15 protein-coding genes are annotated in these 15,536 nt (G+C 63.9%); 13 read left to right on the top strand and 2 right to left on the bottom strand.

Annotation, left to right across the window (positions count from 1 at the left end):
• Positions 1–174 precede the first annotated feature (174 nt).
• From PC358_RS02870 to PC358_RS02830, 9 genes are all read left to right on the top strand, one after another.
• Complete coding sequence (locus PC358_RS02870) at positions 175–894, top strand: ABC transporter permease (protein WP_033697393.1); 720 nt, start codon at positions 175–177, stop codon at positions 892–894.
• A complete protein-coding gene (locus PC358_RS02865) occupies positions 891–1,601 on the top strand; it encodes an ABC transporter permease (RefSeq protein WP_033697392.1) in 711 nt (236 codons plus the stop codon). The genes PC358_RS02870 and PC358_RS02865 overlap by 4 nt, the downstream gene beginning before the upstream one ends.
• A gap of 16 nt (positions 1,602–1,617) precedes the next feature.
• Positions 1,618–2,862 (top strand): NAD(P)/FAD-dependent oxidoreductase, encoded by a 1,245-nt coding sequence (locus tag PC358_RS02860; RefSeq protein ID WP_033697391.1) that lies wholly within the window; start codon positions 1,618–1,620, stop codon positions 2,860–2,862.
• Positions 2,863–2,882: 20 nt separating this feature from the next.
• Positions 2,883–3,665, top strand: coding sequence for an amino acid ABC transporter ATP-binding protein (locus tag PC358_RS02855; protein WP_033697390.1), 783 nt, complete (start codon positions 2,883–2,885; stop codon positions 3,663–3,665).
• 368 nt (positions 3,666–4,033) lie between these two features.
• Entirely contained in the window at positions 4,034–4,843 is an 810-nt protein-coding gene (locus PC358_RS02850; protein WP_033697389.1) for a gamma-glutamyl-gamma-aminobutyrate hydrolase family protein, read from the top strand.
• A gap of 380 nt (positions 4,844–5,223) precedes the next feature.
• Entirely contained in the window at positions 5,224–6,135 is a 912-nt protein-coding gene (gene kdgD, locus PC358_RS02845; protein WP_033697388.1) for a 5-dehydro-4-deoxyglucarate dehydratase, read from the top strand.
• A 103-nt stretch (positions 6,136–6,238) separates the two neighbouring features.
• Positions 6,239–7,600 (top strand): MFS transporter, encoded by a 1,362-nt coding sequence (locus PC358_RS02840; protein WP_033697387.1) that lies wholly within the window; start codon positions 6,239–6,241, stop codon positions 7,598–7,600.
• 78 nt (positions 7,601–7,678) lie between these two features.
• The gene (gene garD, locus PC358_RS02835) at positions 7,679–9,232 is read left to right on the top strand and encodes a galactarate dehydratase (RefSeq protein ID WP_033697386.1); all 1,554 of its coding nucleotides are present in this window, start codon (positions 7,679–7,681) and stop codon (positions 9,230–9,232) included.
• A gap of 69 nt (positions 9,233–9,301) precedes the next feature.
• Positions 9,302–10,882: an aldehyde dehydrogenase (NADP(+)) gene (locus PC358_RS02830; protein WP_033697385.1), complete on the top strand. Its 1,581-nt coding sequence runs from the start codon at positions 9,302–9,304 to the stop codon at positions 10,880–10,882.
• An 81-nt stretch (positions 10,883–10,963) separates the two neighbouring features.
• Here the strand turns inward: PC358_RS02830 and PC358_RS02825 are convergent, their stop codons facing one another.
• Entirely contained in the window at positions 10,964–11,713 is a 750-nt protein-coding gene (locus tag PC358_RS02825; protein ID WP_033697384.1) for a FadR/GntR family transcriptional regulator, read from the bottom strand.
• A 197-nt stretch (positions 11,714–11,910) separates the two neighbouring features.
• Between PC358_RS02825 and PC358_RS02820 the strand changes: the two genes are divergently transcribed.
• The 3 genes from PC358_RS02820 to PC358_RS02810 all read left to right on the top strand — a co-directional run bounded on the left by PC358_RS02820 (position 11,911) and on the right by PC358_RS02810 (position 14,044).
• Entirely contained in the window at positions 11,911–12,558 is a 648-nt protein-coding gene (locus PC358_RS02820; protein ID WP_033697383.1) for a DUF998 domain-containing protein, read from the top strand.
• Between the two features lie 74 nt (positions 12,559–12,632).
• Positions 12,633–12,962, top strand: a complete 330-nt coding sequence (locus PC358_RS02815) for a hypothetical protein (protein ID WP_033697382.1) — start codon at positions 12,633–12,635, stop codon at positions 12,960–12,962.
• 161 nt (positions 12,963–13,123) lie between these two features.
• A complete protein-coding gene (locus tag PC358_RS02810; protein WP_033697381.1) occupies positions 13,124–14,044 on the top strand; it encodes a LysR family transcriptional regulator in 921 nt (306 codons plus the stop codon).
• On the opposite strand, the gene PC358_RS02805 is transcribed toward PC358_RS02810, so the two are convergent.
• Entirely contained in the window at positions 14,029–14,544 is a 516-nt protein-coding gene (locus PC358_RS02805; protein WP_033697380.1) for a DMT family transporter, read from the bottom strand. The two genes, PC358_RS02810 and PC358_RS02805, sit on opposite strands and share 16 nt — an antisense overlap.
• A gap of 223 nt (positions 14,545–14,767) precedes the next feature.
• Between PC358_RS02805 and PC358_RS02800 the strand changes: the two genes are divergently transcribed.
• Positions 14,768–15,532, top strand: coding sequence for a DNA alkylation repair protein (locus PC358_RS02800; protein ID WP_033697379.1), 765 nt, complete (start codon positions 14,768–14,770; stop codon positions 15,530–15,532).
• Positions 15,533–15,536: the final 4 nt, after the last annotated feature.

Genomic DNA, 15,536 nt, shown 5'->3' with positions numbered 1-15,536 from the left:
ATTGCCGGGGACGTTTTGCGGCCCCGGGATGTATGCGACGGCACAGATTGCCGGGGGACGTTTTGCGACCCCGGGATTTATGCAACGGCACAGATTGCCGGGGCCGCTACGCGGCCCTTTCGCGACGCAAGGCCGCTCCTACAGCGACCGCATTACCCGTCCAAGGGGTTTGTCATGCTCGATCAATTGTCCTTGCTGTCTTTTGCCAGCGGAGGCTGGGGCCAGGCGTTGCTGGCCGGTGCCCTGGTAACCGTCTCGCTGGCCCTCGCCTGCCTGCCCATCGGCCTGCCCATGGGGCTGGCCGTGGCCCTCGCGGCGCGCTCGCGCAAGCGCCTGCCCCGGGCCTGGGCCACGACCTTCTCGACCGTTTTCCGCGGCCTGCCCGAACTGCTGACCTTGCTGATCATCTATTACGGCTGCCAGATCGCAGCGCAAAAGCTGCTGGCCGCCATGGGCTACCAGGGCGAGTTCCAAATCAACACCTTCCTGGCCGCGATGATCGCGTTCAGCCTGGTGTTTGCCGCGTTTTCCAGCGAGATCTGGCTGGCCGCCTTCAAGACCCTGCCCAAAGGGCAGCTTGAGGCCTGCTCGGCATTGGGCCTGAGCAAACGCACAGGCTTCTTCAAGGTAGTGCTGCCGCAACTGACGCGCATCGCCCTGCCCGGCCTGTCCAACAACTGGCTGTCGTTGCTCAAGGACACCTCGCTGGTGTCGACCATCTCGCTGGTCGACCTGATGCGCCAGACCAACCTGGCGGTGAGCGTGACCAAGGAACCGATGTTCTTCTATGGCGTTGCCTGCCTGGGCTACCTGCTGTTTTCGGCAGTCTCGGGCCGGGTCTTTGCCTTCATCGAGCGGCGTAGCAGCCGCCACCTGCAAGGAGCCCGGGCATGAACGTCGAACAATGGCTGGCGGTAGTCCTCGACCCCGACCTGCTGGAACGCTACGGCCCACGCTTCGTCGATGGCCTGCTGGTAACAGCCAAGCTGGTGGCGATTTCGTTCACCCTGGGTGCCGTGCTCGGCCTGTTGCTGGCACTGGCACGCCTGTCGCGCAGCCAACTGCTGCAACGCATGGCCGCCGGTTACGTGTACTTCTTCCGCGGCTCGCCGCTGCTGGCTCAGTTGTTCCTGCTTTATTACGGCCTCGGTTCGCTCAAGGGGTTTTGGCAGGACGTCGGCCTGTGGTGGTTCTTCCGCGAGGCCTGGTTCTGCACCTTGCTGGCGTTCACCCTGAACACCGCCGCCTACCAGGCCGAGATCTTCCGCGGCAGCCTGATGGCCGTCGCGCCTGGGCAGTACGAAGCTGCGCGGGCGCTGAACCTGAAACGCTCGACCACCTTCTTCAAGGTGATCCTGCCGCAGTCGTTGCTGGTGGCCATCGGCCCGCTGGGCAATGAATTGATTCTGATGATCAAGGCCAGCGCCATTGCCTCGCTGGTAACCATCTACGACCTGATGGGCGTGACCAAACTGGCGTTCTCGCGCAGCTTCGACTTCCAGATCTACCTGTGGGCCGCCGTGCTCTACCTGGTGATCGTCGAGCTGGTGCGGCGCCTCCTGAAACACCTGGAAGCCCGCCTGGGCCGCCACCTGAACTGACCGAAGGATACCTACCATGCATTGCCAGACCCTCGTCCTCGGCGCCGGCATTGTCGGCGTCAGCACCGCGCTGCACCTGCAGGCGCGTGGGCGCCAGGTGATTCTGATCGACCGTGACGAACCCGGCAGCGGTACCAGCCATGGCAACGCCGGGCTGATCGAGCGCTCCAGCGTCATCCCGTATGCCTTCCCGCGCCAAGCCGGTGCGCTGCTGCGCTACGGCCTGAACCGCCAGCCTGACGTGCGCTACAGCCTCCTGCACTTGCCCAAGGCCGCGCCCTGGCTGTGGCGCTACTGGCGCCAATCGGCGCCGGGGCGCCTGGCGGGCGCCGCTGCCGACATGCTGCCGCTGGTGCAACGCTGCGTCGAGGAGCACGACGCCCTGATCAAAGCCGCCGGCCTTGAAGGGCTGGTACAGGCCAAAGGCTGGATCGAAGTGTTCCGTGACCCGGCCCTGTTCGAGCAGGCCAAGGCCGAGGTCAAAGGCCTGAGCCGCTACGGCCTGCAGTATGAAATCCTTGAATGCGGGCAGCTCCAGGCCCGCGAGCACCAACTGGACAGCACCGTGGTCGGTGGCATTCACTGGCTCGACCCGAAGACGGTGAACAATCCCGGTGGCCTCACCCGGGGCTATGCCGCGTTGTTCGTGCAGCGTGGTGGGCAGTTCCTGCATGGTGATGCGCGCAGCCTGCGCCAAGTGGAAGGGCAATGGCAGGTCGACAGCCGTCGTGGCCCTGTCACCGCAAACGAAGTGGTGGTCTGCCTCGGTCCACAGTCGGCAGACTTGTACGAAGGCCTGGGGTACAAGATCCCGTTGGCGATCAAACGCGGTTACCACATGCACTACAGCACCCGCGACGGTGCGCAACTCGAACACTCGGTCTGCGATACCCAAGGCGGCTACGTGCTGGCGCCCATGGCCCGGGGCGTGCGCCTGACCACCGGCATCGAGTTTGCCGCCAGTAATGCGCCCGGCAACGAGATCCAGCTGCGCCGCTGCGAGGCCTTGGCCAGGCGCTTGTTCCCGGCGCTCGGCGAGCGCCTCGACGATACCCCTTGGCTGGGCCGTCGCCCGTGCCTGCCAGACATGCGCCCGGTAATTGGCCCTGCCCCTCGGCACCAAGGCCTGTGGTTCAACTTCGGCCATGCCCACCATGGCCTCACCCTTGGCCCGGTCAGTGGCCGGCTGCTGGCAGAGCTTCTGACCGGCGAGCGCCCCTTTACCGACCCTGCGCCCTACAGCGCGACGCGTTTCGACTGAACCTTGCGGAGAACAACAATATGACCGCCCCTCTGAGCCTTGCCAGCCTTGCCCCAGAACCCGACCCGCGCCCGGTGCTCATCCGCATCGAGGGCCTGAACAAGCACTATGGCGCGTACCATGTGCTGCACGACATCAACCTGCAGGTACGCGAAGGCGAACGCATCGTCCTCTGTGGCCCGTCCGGTTCGGGCAAGTCGACCCTGATCCGCTGCATCAACCGCCTGGAAGTGGCCCAACAGGGCAGCATCCAGGTTGATGGCACCGACCTGGCTGCCAGCACACGCCAGGCGGCGCAGATCCGCAGCGAAATCGGCATGGTGTTCCAGCACTTCAACCTGTTCCCGCACATGACTGTGCTCGACAATTGCCTGCTGGCCCCTACCAGCGTGCGCGGGCTGTCGCGCAAGGACGCCGAAGAACGGGCACGGATGTACCTGTGCAAGGTCGGCATCGAGTCCCAGGCGCACAAATACCCCAGCCAGCTTTCCGGTGGCCAGCAGCAACGCGTGGCCATTGCCCGCGCCTTGTGCATGAAACCCCGGATCATGCTGTTCGATGAGCCGACCTCGGCACTGGACCCGGAAATGGTCGCCGAAGTGCTGGATGTCCTGGTGCAACTGGCCGGCACGGGCATGACCATGCTCTGCGTTACCCATGAGATGGGCTTTGCCCGGCAGGTGGCCGAACGGGTGCTGTTCCTTGAGGGCGGGCAGATCATCGAGGACAGCCCGCCACAGGTGTTCTTCAACCAGCCCAAGACAGAACGGGCCAAGGGTTTCCTGGCGCAGATTCTGCACTGAGCCCGTTCCTCCCTGTACCGGCTTCCTTTGGCAGCGGGCTTGCCCACCAAGAGGCCGGTACACCCCCCTTCATTGCAGCGGTGCAATGAACCAACTGCGTCGTTAAATATAATTGACCTAACCCCCTGCCAAACCCTTGCCGCTACAGGGCTGCAACGGTTTAACCCCCCTGAATTCGGCGTACCCCCCCCGCTAAAGCCTCTACCAGTCGTTTGACATATCGAACGGCTCTGGCAAGCTATCAACAAGTCCCGACCGGAATCGTCGCCTCTGACGAGCCGGCAGTGCTCGGGGCTTCAGGTCGCACACAAGGCCCCGGCCGTGCGCCTGCACAACAACGACAGGTCGAACCTGTCCCAAGGTGACATATGTCCAACAGCAACATTGGCAACAAGCAACCTTCCCTGCGCAAACCCGTCGTCCTGATGACCATGGGCAGCCAAGAGCGCAAAGGCCATGACTATCAGGTCATGACCCATAAATACATCACGCCGCTGGTCGACTTCGCCGATTGCGTCCCGGTCCTGGTACCCACTTGCTGTGGCACCGAAGACCTCGAGACCTATCTGAACATGGCCGACGGCGTCTACCTGACCGGTGCCGGCAGCAACATCGACCCGGCCCTGTACGGCCAGGACAACGAAACCCCGGGCAAGGGCCAGGATAAAGCACGCGACCTGTTCGACATCCCGCTGGTCAAGGCAGCCATCAAGCGTGGCCTGCCGATTTTCGGCATCTGCCGCGGCATGCAGGAAATCAACGTGGCCCTGGGTGGCGACATCTACCAGAAGGTGTATGCCGAGCCAGGCTTCAACGACCACCGTGAAAACCCCGAAGACCCGGTCGAAGTACAGTACGCCCAGGTCCACAGTGTGAAGGTCAAGCCAGGTAGCTGGCTGCGCGACACCCTGGGCTGCGACGAGATCCGCGTGAACTCGCTGCATGGCCAAGGCCTGCGCAACCTGGGTAAAGGCATCGAGCCTATTGCCCTGGCCGAAGACGGCCTGGTCGAGGCCATCCATGCCCCGAGCATTTCGCCCTTCCTGTTCGCGGTGCAGTGGCACCCCGAGTGGCAAGCCGCGAAGAACCCTGATTCGATCAAGATCTTCCAGGCGTTCGGCGATGCGTGCCGTGCCCAGGTCCGCAAGTCCCAGGTGAAGCACCATCAGGCTGCCTGACACAAAGCTTCGTTAGCTTTGATCGCGGGGCGGCGCAAGGCCGCCCCCGCTTCCCCGGTCACCCTCTGCTGGTCCCAGAACACTTCCCGTGGAAGCGGGCGGCGGGCTTGTGCCTGTCTCCGCGATCCTTTTTTTAGCCTTTCCCCCGCTTAAGAGATACGATGACTGTTCAGGTGGTTGTCGGGGGATTTTCTATGCCTGGAAGATCGAGCGCCGCGCGGGCGGCGCTCGATTTCAGCATCCCCCCAACACCCCAGCCAAGCACCCCAATCATAAAAAATTCTCCTAAGGCACTAGCCATCCCTCTAGTTGTACGATAACTTACCTCCATCGCAACACATCACTCCCTTCACCCCAAGCGCCTCAGGATGCCAACAACAATGAATCCACAAGAACTCAAATCCATCCTCTCCCACGGCCTGCTGTCTTTCCCGGTCACCGACTTCAATGCCCAAGGCGACTTCAACCAGGCTGGCTACATCAAGCGCCTGGAATGGCTCGCCCCCTACGGCGCCAGCGCCCTGTTCGCGGCCGGTGGTACCGGTGAGTTCTTCTCCCTGGCAGCCAGCGAGTACAGCCAGGTGGTGAAGACCGCCGTCGATACCTGCGCCACCTCGGTACCGATCCTTGCCGGCGTCGGCGGCTCGACCCGTCAGGCCATCGAATACGCACAAGAAGCCGAGCGCCTGGGTGCCAAGGGCCTGCTGCTGCTGCCCCACTACCTGACCGAAGCCAGCCAGGATGGCGTTGCCGCCCACGTCGAAGCCGTGTGCAAATCGGTGAAGATCGGGGTGGTGGTCTACAACCGCAATGTCTGCCGTTTGAATGCCGACCTGCTGGAGAAGCTCGCCGAGCGCTGCCCGAACCTGATCGGCTACAAGGACGGCCTGGGTGACATCGAGCTGATGGTGTCGATCCGTCGCCGCCTGGGCGATCGCTTCAGCTACCTGGGTGGCCTGCCGACCGCCGAGGTGTATGCTGCGGCCTACAAGGCGCTGGGCGTGCCGGTGTACTCCTCGGCCGTGTTCAACTTCGTGCCGAAGACCGCGATGGACTTCTACCACGCCATCGCCCGCGAAGACCACGCCACCGTCGGCAAGCTGATCGATGACTTCTTCCTGCCGTACCTGGACATCCGTAACCGCAAGGCCGGCTACGCCGTGAGCATCGTCAAGGCGGGCGCGAAGATTGCCGGTTACGACGCAGGCCCGGTACGCACGCCGCTGACCGACCTGACCGGCGAAGAATACGAAATGCTCGCAGCGCTGATGGACAAGATGGGTCCGCAATAAGCGAACCCCTGCGGCCTGAACTGCCGCCGCCGGAGTGGGAACCCCCCACCCCGGCTACAACTCGTGAGCCCGCACAAAAATAACTAGTGGGAGTATTACCAGCATGCAAGCGACTAAAAAGACGCATGTGCGCTACCTGATCCTGTTCATGCTGTTTCTGGTGACCACGATCAACTATGCCGACCGCGCCACCATTGCAATCGCAGGCTCCAGCCTGCAGAAAGACCTCGGCATTGACGCCGTCACCCTCGGTTATATCTTCTCCGCCTTTGGATGGGCTTACGTGGCTGGCCAGATTCCTGGTGGCTGGCTGCTCGACCGTTTCGGCTCCAAGAACGTCTACGCCTTCAGCATCTTCACCTGGTCGCTGTTCACCCTGCTGCAAGGGTTTGTTGGTGGCATGCCGGTGGCCTGGGCGGTGGTAACCTTGTTCACCCTGCGCTTTCTGGTCGGTTTCGCCGAAGCCCCGTCGTTCCCGGGTAACGCCCGCATCGTCGCGGCCTGGTTCCCCACCGCAGAACGCGGTACGGCGTCGGCCATCTTCAACTCGGCGCAGTATTTTGCCACCGCACTGTTTGCCCCGATCATGGGCTGGATCGTCTTCAGCTTCGGTTGGGAACACGTGTTCGTGGTGATGGGCGTGCTTGGCATCCTGTTCTCGTTCGTGTGGCTGAGAACCATCTACAACCCCAAGCAACACCCGCGCATCAGCCAAAGCGAGCTCGAACACATCGAGCAGAACGGCGGCCTGGTGGACATGGACCAGAAACGCGGCAACGACGGCCCGAAATGGGGCTACATCAAGCAGCTGCTGACCAGCCGCATGCTCCTGGGGGTGTACCTGGGCCAGTACTGCATCAACGCCATCACCTACTTCTTCCTGACCTGGTTCCCGGTGTACCTGGTGCAGGAGCGCGGCATGACCATCCTCAAGGCGGGTGTCATCGCCTCGCTGCCCGCCATCTGTGGTTTCATCGGTGGCGTGCTGGGCGGTGTGCTGTCGGACTGGCTGCTGCGCCGCGGCAACTCGCTGACCTTCTCGCGCAAGCTGCCCATCGTCTGCGGCCTGTTACTGTCAACCACCATGGTCTTCTGCAACTACGTCGATGCTGAGTGGATGGTGGTCGGTTTCATGACCCTGGCCTTCTTCGGCAAGGGCATTGGCGCACTGGGCTGGGCGGTGGTCGCCGACACTTCGCCGAAGCAGATCGCTGGCCTGTCGGGCGGGTTGTTCAACACCTTCGGCAACATCGCTTCGATCACCACGCCCATCGTCATCGGCTACATCATCAGCGCCACCGGCTCGTTCAAGTGGGCCCTGGTGTATGTGGGTGCCAATGCCTTGGTCGCGGTGTTCAGCTACCTGGTGATCGTCGGCCCGATCAAGCGCATCGAGCTGCGTGAAACCCCAAAGGCTGAAGCCGAGCCCGGCGCCAATGGCGAACTGGCAAGCTCCCGTCACTGAGTGAACACGCCCGCCGCCGGCACCTGCCGGCGGCGGGCGGATGTATAAAGCCTGAGCAATCACTAGAAGGGCCCGAACATGCAGTTGATCGAACATTCCGACTCGCCCCGCTACGTCCGCCTGCACGATGACGACAATGTCGTGGTAGTGGTCAACGACGGTGGCCTGGGTGAAGGCGCCCGCTTCCCCGACGGCCTGACCCTGGTCGAAGGCGTGCCACAGAGCCACAAGGTGGCCACCGTGCTGATCGCCAAGGGCGAGCCGGTGCGCCGCTATGGGCAGATCATCGGCTACGCCCTGGAAGACTTGCGCCAGGGCACCTGGGTGCAGGAAAGCCAGCTGGCCATGCCAGAGGCGCCGGCGCTGGACAGCCTGCCGCGTTGCGATGCCGTGCCCGAGGCCCTGCCGCCGCTCGAAGGCTTCACCTTCGAGGGCTACCGCAATGCCGACGGCACCGTGGGCACCCGCAACATCCTTGGCATCACCACCACCGTGCAATGCGTGACCGGCGTGCTAGAGCATGCGGTCAAGCGCATTCGCCAAGAACTGCTGCCCAAGTACCCCCACGTCGATGACGTGGTCGCCATCACCCACAGCTACGGCTGCGGCGTGGCGATCAATGCCCGCGATGCCTACATCCCGATCCGCACCGTGCGCAACCTGGCGCGCAACCCCAACCTTGGTGGCGAAGCGCTGGTCATCAGCCTGGGCTGCGAAAAACTGCAGGCCGGCCAGGTCATGCATGACAACGATCCGTCGGTAGACCTCAGTGACCCGTGGCTGTACCGCCTGCAGGATGCCAGCCTGGGCTTCGGCGAAATGATCGAACAGATCATGGCGCTGGCTGAAACCCGCCTGAAAAAACTCGACCAGCGCCGCCGCGAAACGGTGCCCGCCAGCGAGCTGATCCTGGGCATGCAGTGTGGCGGCAGCGATGCGTTCTCCGGCATCACCGCCAACCCGGCACTGGGCTACGCCTCGGACCTGCTGGTACGTGCGGGTGCGACCGTGCTGTTTTCGGAAGTGACCGAAGTACGCGACGCCATCTACATGCTGACCTCCCGCGCCGAGAACCAGGACGTGGCCGAGGCGCTGGTGCGTGAGATGGACTGGTACGACCGCTACCTGCAACAAGGCGCCGCCGACCGCAGCGCCAACACCACACCGGGCAATAAGAAGGGTGGGTTGTCCAACATCGTCGAAAAGTCCCTGGGCTCAATCGTGAAGTCCGGCAGCGGCGCCATTCAGGGCGTGCTTGGCCCTGGCGAGCGAGTGGCGCGCAAAGGCCTGATCTTCTGCGCCACCCCGGCCAGCGACTTCGTCTGCGGCACCTTGCAACTGGCGGCCGGGATGAACTTGCATGTGTTCACCACAGGCCGCGGCACGCCGTACGGCCTGGCCATGGCCCCGGTGGTCAAGGTCTGCACCCGCACCGAACTGGCCGAACGCTGGCCCGACTTGATCGACATCGACGCAGGGCGCATCGCCACAGGCCGCTCGAGCATCGAGGAGCTGGGTTGGGAGCTGTTCCACTACTACCTGGACGTGGCCAGCGGCCGCAAGCAGACCTGGGCCGAACAGCACAGGCTGCACAACGACATCACCCTGTTCAACCCGGCGCCGATTACGTGAGGCCCTTGGGCTGCTTTGCAGCCCTTCTCGACCGCCTACCCCCCTTCATTCACCTACAGGAGTGCCAAAATGCCTGAGATCCTAGGCCACAACTTCATCGCCGGTCAGCGCAGTGCCGCTGGCGCGCAACGCCTGCAGAGCCTGGACGCCACCACCGGCGAGGCCCTGCCTTACAGCTTCGTGCAAGCCACTGAAAGCGAAGTCGACCAAGCCGCCCAGGCCGCCGCTACCGCCTTTGCCGAGTTCCGCCAACTGGCCCCGGCGCGCCGCGCCGAGTTCCTCGATGCCATCGCCGCCGAGCTGGATGAACTGGACGACGCCTTCGTCGCCATCGTCTGCCGCGAAACCGCTCTGCCTGCAGCGCGGATCCAGGGCGAGCGCGGCCGTACCAGTGGCCAGATGCGCCTGTTCGCGCACGTGCTGCGGCGCGGTGACTACCTCGGTGCACGCATCGACCTGGCCCTGCCCGAGCGCCAACCACTGCCTCGCGTCGACCTGCGCCAGATGCGCATCGGCGTAGGCCCGGTCGCCGTGTTCGGTGCCAGCAACTTCCCGCTGGCCTTCTCGACGGCCGGTGGCGACACGGCTGCCGCCCTCGCCGCTGGCTGCCCGGTGGTGTTCAAGGCACACAGCGGCCACATGGCCACAGCAGACCTGGTCGGCTGTGCAATCCAGCGCGCCGCCGAGCGCACCGGCATGCCCAAGGGCGTGTTCAACATGGTCTTCGGCGGTGGTGTCGGCGAATGGCTGGTCAAGCACCCGGCCATCCAGGCGGTCGGTTTCACCGGCTCGCTCAAGGGTGGCGACGCCTTGTGCCGCATGGCCGCCGAGCGCCCACAGCCAATCCCGGTATTCGCCGAGATGTCCAGCATCAACCCGGTGATCATCCTGCCTGGTGCCCTGGCCAAGCGCGGCGAAGCCATCGCCCGCGAACTGGCGGGCTCGGTGTGCCTGGGTGCCGGCCAGTTCTGCACCAACCCGGGCCTGGTGATCGGCCTGCAATCGCCGCAATACAGCCAACTGCTCGCCGACCTCGGTCAGCACCTCGAGCAACAGGCCGGCCAGACCCTGCTCAACGCCGGCGGCCTGCGCAGCTATGTGGGCGGCCTGGAACACCTGCACGCCCATGCCGGTATCGAACACTTGGCCGGCCAACCGCAAGCAGGCAGCCAGGCGCGCGCACAGCTGTTCAAGGCACAGGCGCGCCTGCTGGTCGACGCCGACCCCTTGCTGCAAGAAGAAGTGTTTGGCCCGACCACCGTGGCTGTCGAAGCCCAGGACAACGCCCAACTGCGCGCCGCGCTGCTCGGCCTGCGTGGCCAGTTGACCGCGACCCTGATCGGCGAGCCTGAAGATTTCGAAGCCTTCGCCTGGCTGGTGCCGCTGCTGGAAGAAAAGGTCGGGCGGATTCTGGTCAATGGCTACCCCACCGGCGTCGAAGTGTGCGATGCCATGGTCCACGGCGGGCCGTATCCGGCTACGTCGGATGCGCGCGGCACCTCAGTCGGCACCTTGGCCATCGACCGCTTCCTGCGCCCTGTGTGCTACCAGAACTACCCACAGGCGTTGCTGCCTGAGGCACTTCGCGATGAGAACCCGCTGGGGTTGCGCCGGTTGGTGAATGGGCAGTGGAGTGACGGGAGGATCTGATCGCCCTGAAATGTAAAAGCCCCGCACACGTCGGGGCTTTTTCTTTTGTCGGTACCGGCCTCTTCGCGGGTGAGAGAGGTCTCAGGCCCCTTGCGCCTCAGCTTCCTCATGCGCCTGGCGCAGGCGCTCGCGGCTGTTGCTCAGGTGCATGCGCATGGCCATCTTCGCCCCTTCGCTGTCTTGCCGGGCAATGGCTTCGTAGATCGCCTCGTGTTCATGCATGAGCCGGCTCATGTAGTGCGCCTGGTCGTCATGGGCCAGGCGCGCCGAGTTGAGCCGGGTACGCGGGATGATACTGGTACCCAGGTGGTTGATGATGTCGGCGAAGTAGTGGTTGCCACTGGCCTGGGCAATGCGCAGGTGGAACTGGAAATCCGCCGATACGGCATCGTTGGCATGGGCCGCGCCTTCGTTGAGCTCATCCAGCGCCGCGCGCATGCCGACCAGCTGTTCATCGCTGCGCCGCTGCGCCGCCAGGCCCGCCGACTCGATCTCCAGGGCAATGCGCAATTCCAGCACCGCCAGCACTTCACGCAGGGTCACCACGGTCGCCGGGTCGATACGGAAACCGCCCGTGGACGGTGCATCCAGCACAAACGTACCGATGCCGTGCCGGGTCTCCACCTGCCCTGCGGCCTGCAGCCGCGAGATAGCCTCGCGCACCACCGTGCGGCTGACGCCCTCTTCGGCCATGATCTGCGATTCGGTCGGCAGCTTGTCGCCACGCTTCAGTTGGCCGCTGCGAATCCGCTCGGTCAGCACTGTGACCAGTTCCTGGGCCAGACTGCGCGGCTTGCGCCGGGTCCTTGCCTGTACCTGCTGCTCTGTCATGCCCTGTATTTCACCTTGAAAGACAATGCCCATGATAGCGCAAGCAGTTGTACGATCACATACACCGTATGCGGTATTTCTGTATGGGTCTGCGCCACGCACCACGCAAAAAATCTGCTTCATGCACTGGTCTATCCCCAATGCGAGGCTGTACTGTGCGCCTTCGCGCTCACTCATCCATGGAAGGAAACGACAGCATGAAACCCCTCGACCGTCTTCTGCTCGCCACTGGCCTGCTGATCCCCCTCTGGCTGCTGGCCGGCGTCTGGCTGACCGCCCAGGCTTACCCAGGTTACGACCACCTGCAACAGGCCATGAGCCAACTCGGCGCCGAGGGTGCACCCACCCAGCTCTGGTCGCCACGGGTCAACAACTTCCCCTTGGCCGTGCTGTTCGCCCTGTTCGCCTGGGGCCTGGCCCGTCGCTGGCAGGGGTCGACCCTGGCACGGGTCAGCGCCGTTCTGGTGCTGCTGCATGGCCTGGGCAGCCTGGGCACTGGCTGGTTCCCCTGCGACCAGGGCTGCGTACCGGCGCAGCCCTCGCTGTCACAGCAACTGCACAACCTCTCGGGCCTGCTGATGTTTCTTTCATTGACCCTGGCCAGTGCCCTGTGGGCATGGCTGGGCAAGCGGGTTGCCGGTTCGCGAACGTTGGCGCTGTTCTCCCTGGCGTGCGTGGTGCTGGCGATCGCCACCGTCGTGCTGATGGGGCAGGCGGCGCAGAGCGGCCATCTGTTCGGCCTGTACCAGCGCCTGAACTACGGCATATCGGTGATCTGGGTGGCTGGCCTGGCCTGGGCCAGCTTGCGCGCGCCAGCCAACGCGCTGCGCATGGCCGCAATCTGACGGCAAATTGCTGGCCCCCAGCGGCTTGAAGCGAAGGCAAACTCCCTTCTCCTTCAGATGCTTAGGACAGCAACATGCGAGTACTTCTAGCAACGATGGCCGGCTGCCTGCTGGCCACGGCTGCCTTCGGCGCCCAGGCCAGGGCGCTGAGCCAGAATGATCGCCACACCTGTGGCTGGGGCGCGCAGATTGCCGCAGAAGCTCAGCAGGCCAAGTTAGCGGGGGTAACCCTGTATGCCACGCGCAAGAAGCTGCAAGTGCGCAGGTTCGCCAAACCGTGGATGCGCATGACCGCCTTCGGCATTACCGAGCAGACCTACAACAGCCGATCGCGGTTGAAGCCGGCGGCGATCAAGCAGACCTACTACGAGCAATGCGTGCAGCATGCTGTGGCAAGAAGATAAAATATTATTTTTCATAAAGTTATAGTCGAAACTTTAAGTAAAACATTGAATACGGATCCTGTCCGAACTATCAAGCCGCTAGACGCTGTTACCGGCGTCCAGCGCCTGGACATCTGTTAGGCTGATCAAACCCCTCTCGCCCAGCCTCGACTATTCGCCCCATGGATGAACTACGCAAGATCGACCTCAACCTGCTCCTGGCCTTGCATGCGCTGCTGACCGAGAAGCACGTGACCCGCGCCGCCCTTCGTCTGCATCGCAGCCAGCCGGCAGTGAGCCATGCATTGGCACAACTACGCAGGCATTTCGACGACCCGTTGCTGATCCGCCAGAACGGCCACATGGCGCTGACCGCACGTGCGCAGTCGCTGGCCAAGCCGCTGCAAGACGCCTTGGGCAACCTCAATGCGCTGCTGGCCGCCCCCCTGTTCGACCCGGCCCAGGCGCAGCGCCGCTTCCGCTTGTCACTGTCCGACTATTCGTCGCGCATCATCCTGCCAGCGCTGGTTCGCCACGTGCGCCAGGTCGCCCCAGGCGTGGACCTGGCGATCAGCCAGGCCAGCCGTGAAACCATGTTGGCTCAGTTGCTCGATGGCGAACTCGACCTGGCCCTGGGCATATTCCCCGACCTGCCGCAGGACATCACCGCACAGCCACTGTTCGAGGAAAGCTTCACCAGCGTCGCCGACCGCCAGGTGTTGCCCGCCAGCGGGGGCCTGACGTTGGCCGAGTGGCTTGCGCGGCCCCATGTGTTGATAGCCATGCGCCCGGATGCCCACGATGAAATCGAACGCGCGCTGGCCGCCCGAGGCCTGCAACGGCGCATTGCCCTGGCGCTGCCGCACTGGAGCGCGGCGGTGGAGGTACTTGCCGGCACCGACCTGATTCTCACAGTGGCCAGCCGTGCGGTCGGTTCATTGCGCCAGCACACAGCATTGCGCCGGTTTGAACCGCCACTGGCCATTCCCTCATTTGCCTATCAACAGGCCTGGCACCAGCGCAAAGACAGCGACCCTGGGCACCGCTGGCTGCGCGAAGCCGTGTGGGCTTGCAGTCAGCCGCTTGATCAGCCTTCTGACTGATTGAGCGCTGGCGGCTTGGCCGCAGCGCTTGTCGCCCAGTTGCCCTGCACCATGAATACCCCGCACAAAATCAGCACCCCCCCGGCCAGCCTGACCAGGCTGATCGGCTTGCCACCCAACCCCATTACCCCGAAATGGTCAGCGATTACCGCCATCAGGATCTGCCCTGCCACCACCAGCGCAAGAAAACCCGCTGCGCCCAGTTTCGGCGTAAGTGCGGCCGCGCCGGCCACGTAAATGGCGCCCAGCACGCCGCCGATCCATAACCACCAGGGCCCTTGCAGGGCCTTGCTTACGTCTGGTACGGGCACCCGGAGGATCAGCAGCGCTGCGATCACCACCAGCGAACTCACCGCAAGTGAGGTGAATGCCCCCCACAACCAATGCCCCAAGGCACGGCCAACCGCCGCGTTGCCAGCCGCCTGAAACGGCAGCAGCGCCCCCGCGAGAAAGGCCATGGCCACCGGGACAACGATGAAAAGCAGGGTTTTGCTGTACATGACCGCCCTCAATATCGGTAGTAAGAGGGTCATGATCCGGACATTTGCCAGGACCATGGAAATCGAAAATATGCACGCGAATTATTCGCGCGATGGATGGCGGGAGACCTAGCGTGATACAGGGCAGCCCCAGAACCAACCCGTTGAGCTAGGATGCTGGCCTTGCGCGCCTACACGCTGTCGGCCGCAGGCGTATTTCCCCTTTTGTGATGGAACACATTCGATGAGCGATGAACGCAAGACGCAACTGGACCACGGCCTGATACCGACCCGCAACCTTGCAGAATGCCTGGCAGTCGACCAACTTGCCCTGGCAACGGCCGTCGCACAGCAACTGCCGCCTGCCGTAGGTGAATGCCTGGTTCAGGCAGCCAGGGAAAAACAGCCCTTGGGGCTGTCGAAAAAAATCGCGGGCATCGGCCTGGCCCTCGGCCAATGGTTGCAACAAGCCCCCGTTGCGATTAGCCAGCAGGTGTTCGAACACTGCGGTGCCCACCCTTCGGATACGGTGCGCAGCTGGGCGGCCTTCGCGCAGGCGCACCTCACCGTCAGCCTTGACCTGCACGCGGCCGTGGCGGCCCAACTGCGCTTCGCCAGAGACCCGCACTTCGGTGTGCGCGAATGGGCCTGGATCGCCTTGCGACCGCGCCTCAGCGAGGACCTCCCTGCGGCCCTCGCATTGCTCGGCAGGCAGGCCAGTAGCGAAGACCCGCTGGAACGTCGGTTCTGCATCGAAGTGCTGCGCCCCCGCGGCGTCTGGTGCGAACACATAACGGCCCTCAAGCAGGCGCCGGAGGCCGCTGAAGCGCTGCTGGTGCCGCACCTGGCGGAAAGCGAGAAATACCCCCAGGACTCGGTAGCCAACTGGCTCAATGACGCCAGCAAAACCCGACCAGACTGGGTACTCGACCTGTTCGAGCGCCATCCACCGGCCTGCAAGGCCTCGCGACGCATCCAGCAAAGGGCCACACGCAGCCTGACGCGCTGAATCC

The sequence above is a fragment of the Pseudomonas capeferrum genome, assembly GCF_000731675.1.
GTDB lineage: Bacteria > Pseudomonadota > Gammaproteobacteria > Pseudomonadales > Pseudomonadaceae > Aquipseudomonas > Aquipseudomonas capeferrum.
The sequence above is the reverse complement of the archived record's forward strand: the minus strand, read 5'-3'. Positions and strand labels throughout refer to the sequence as shown.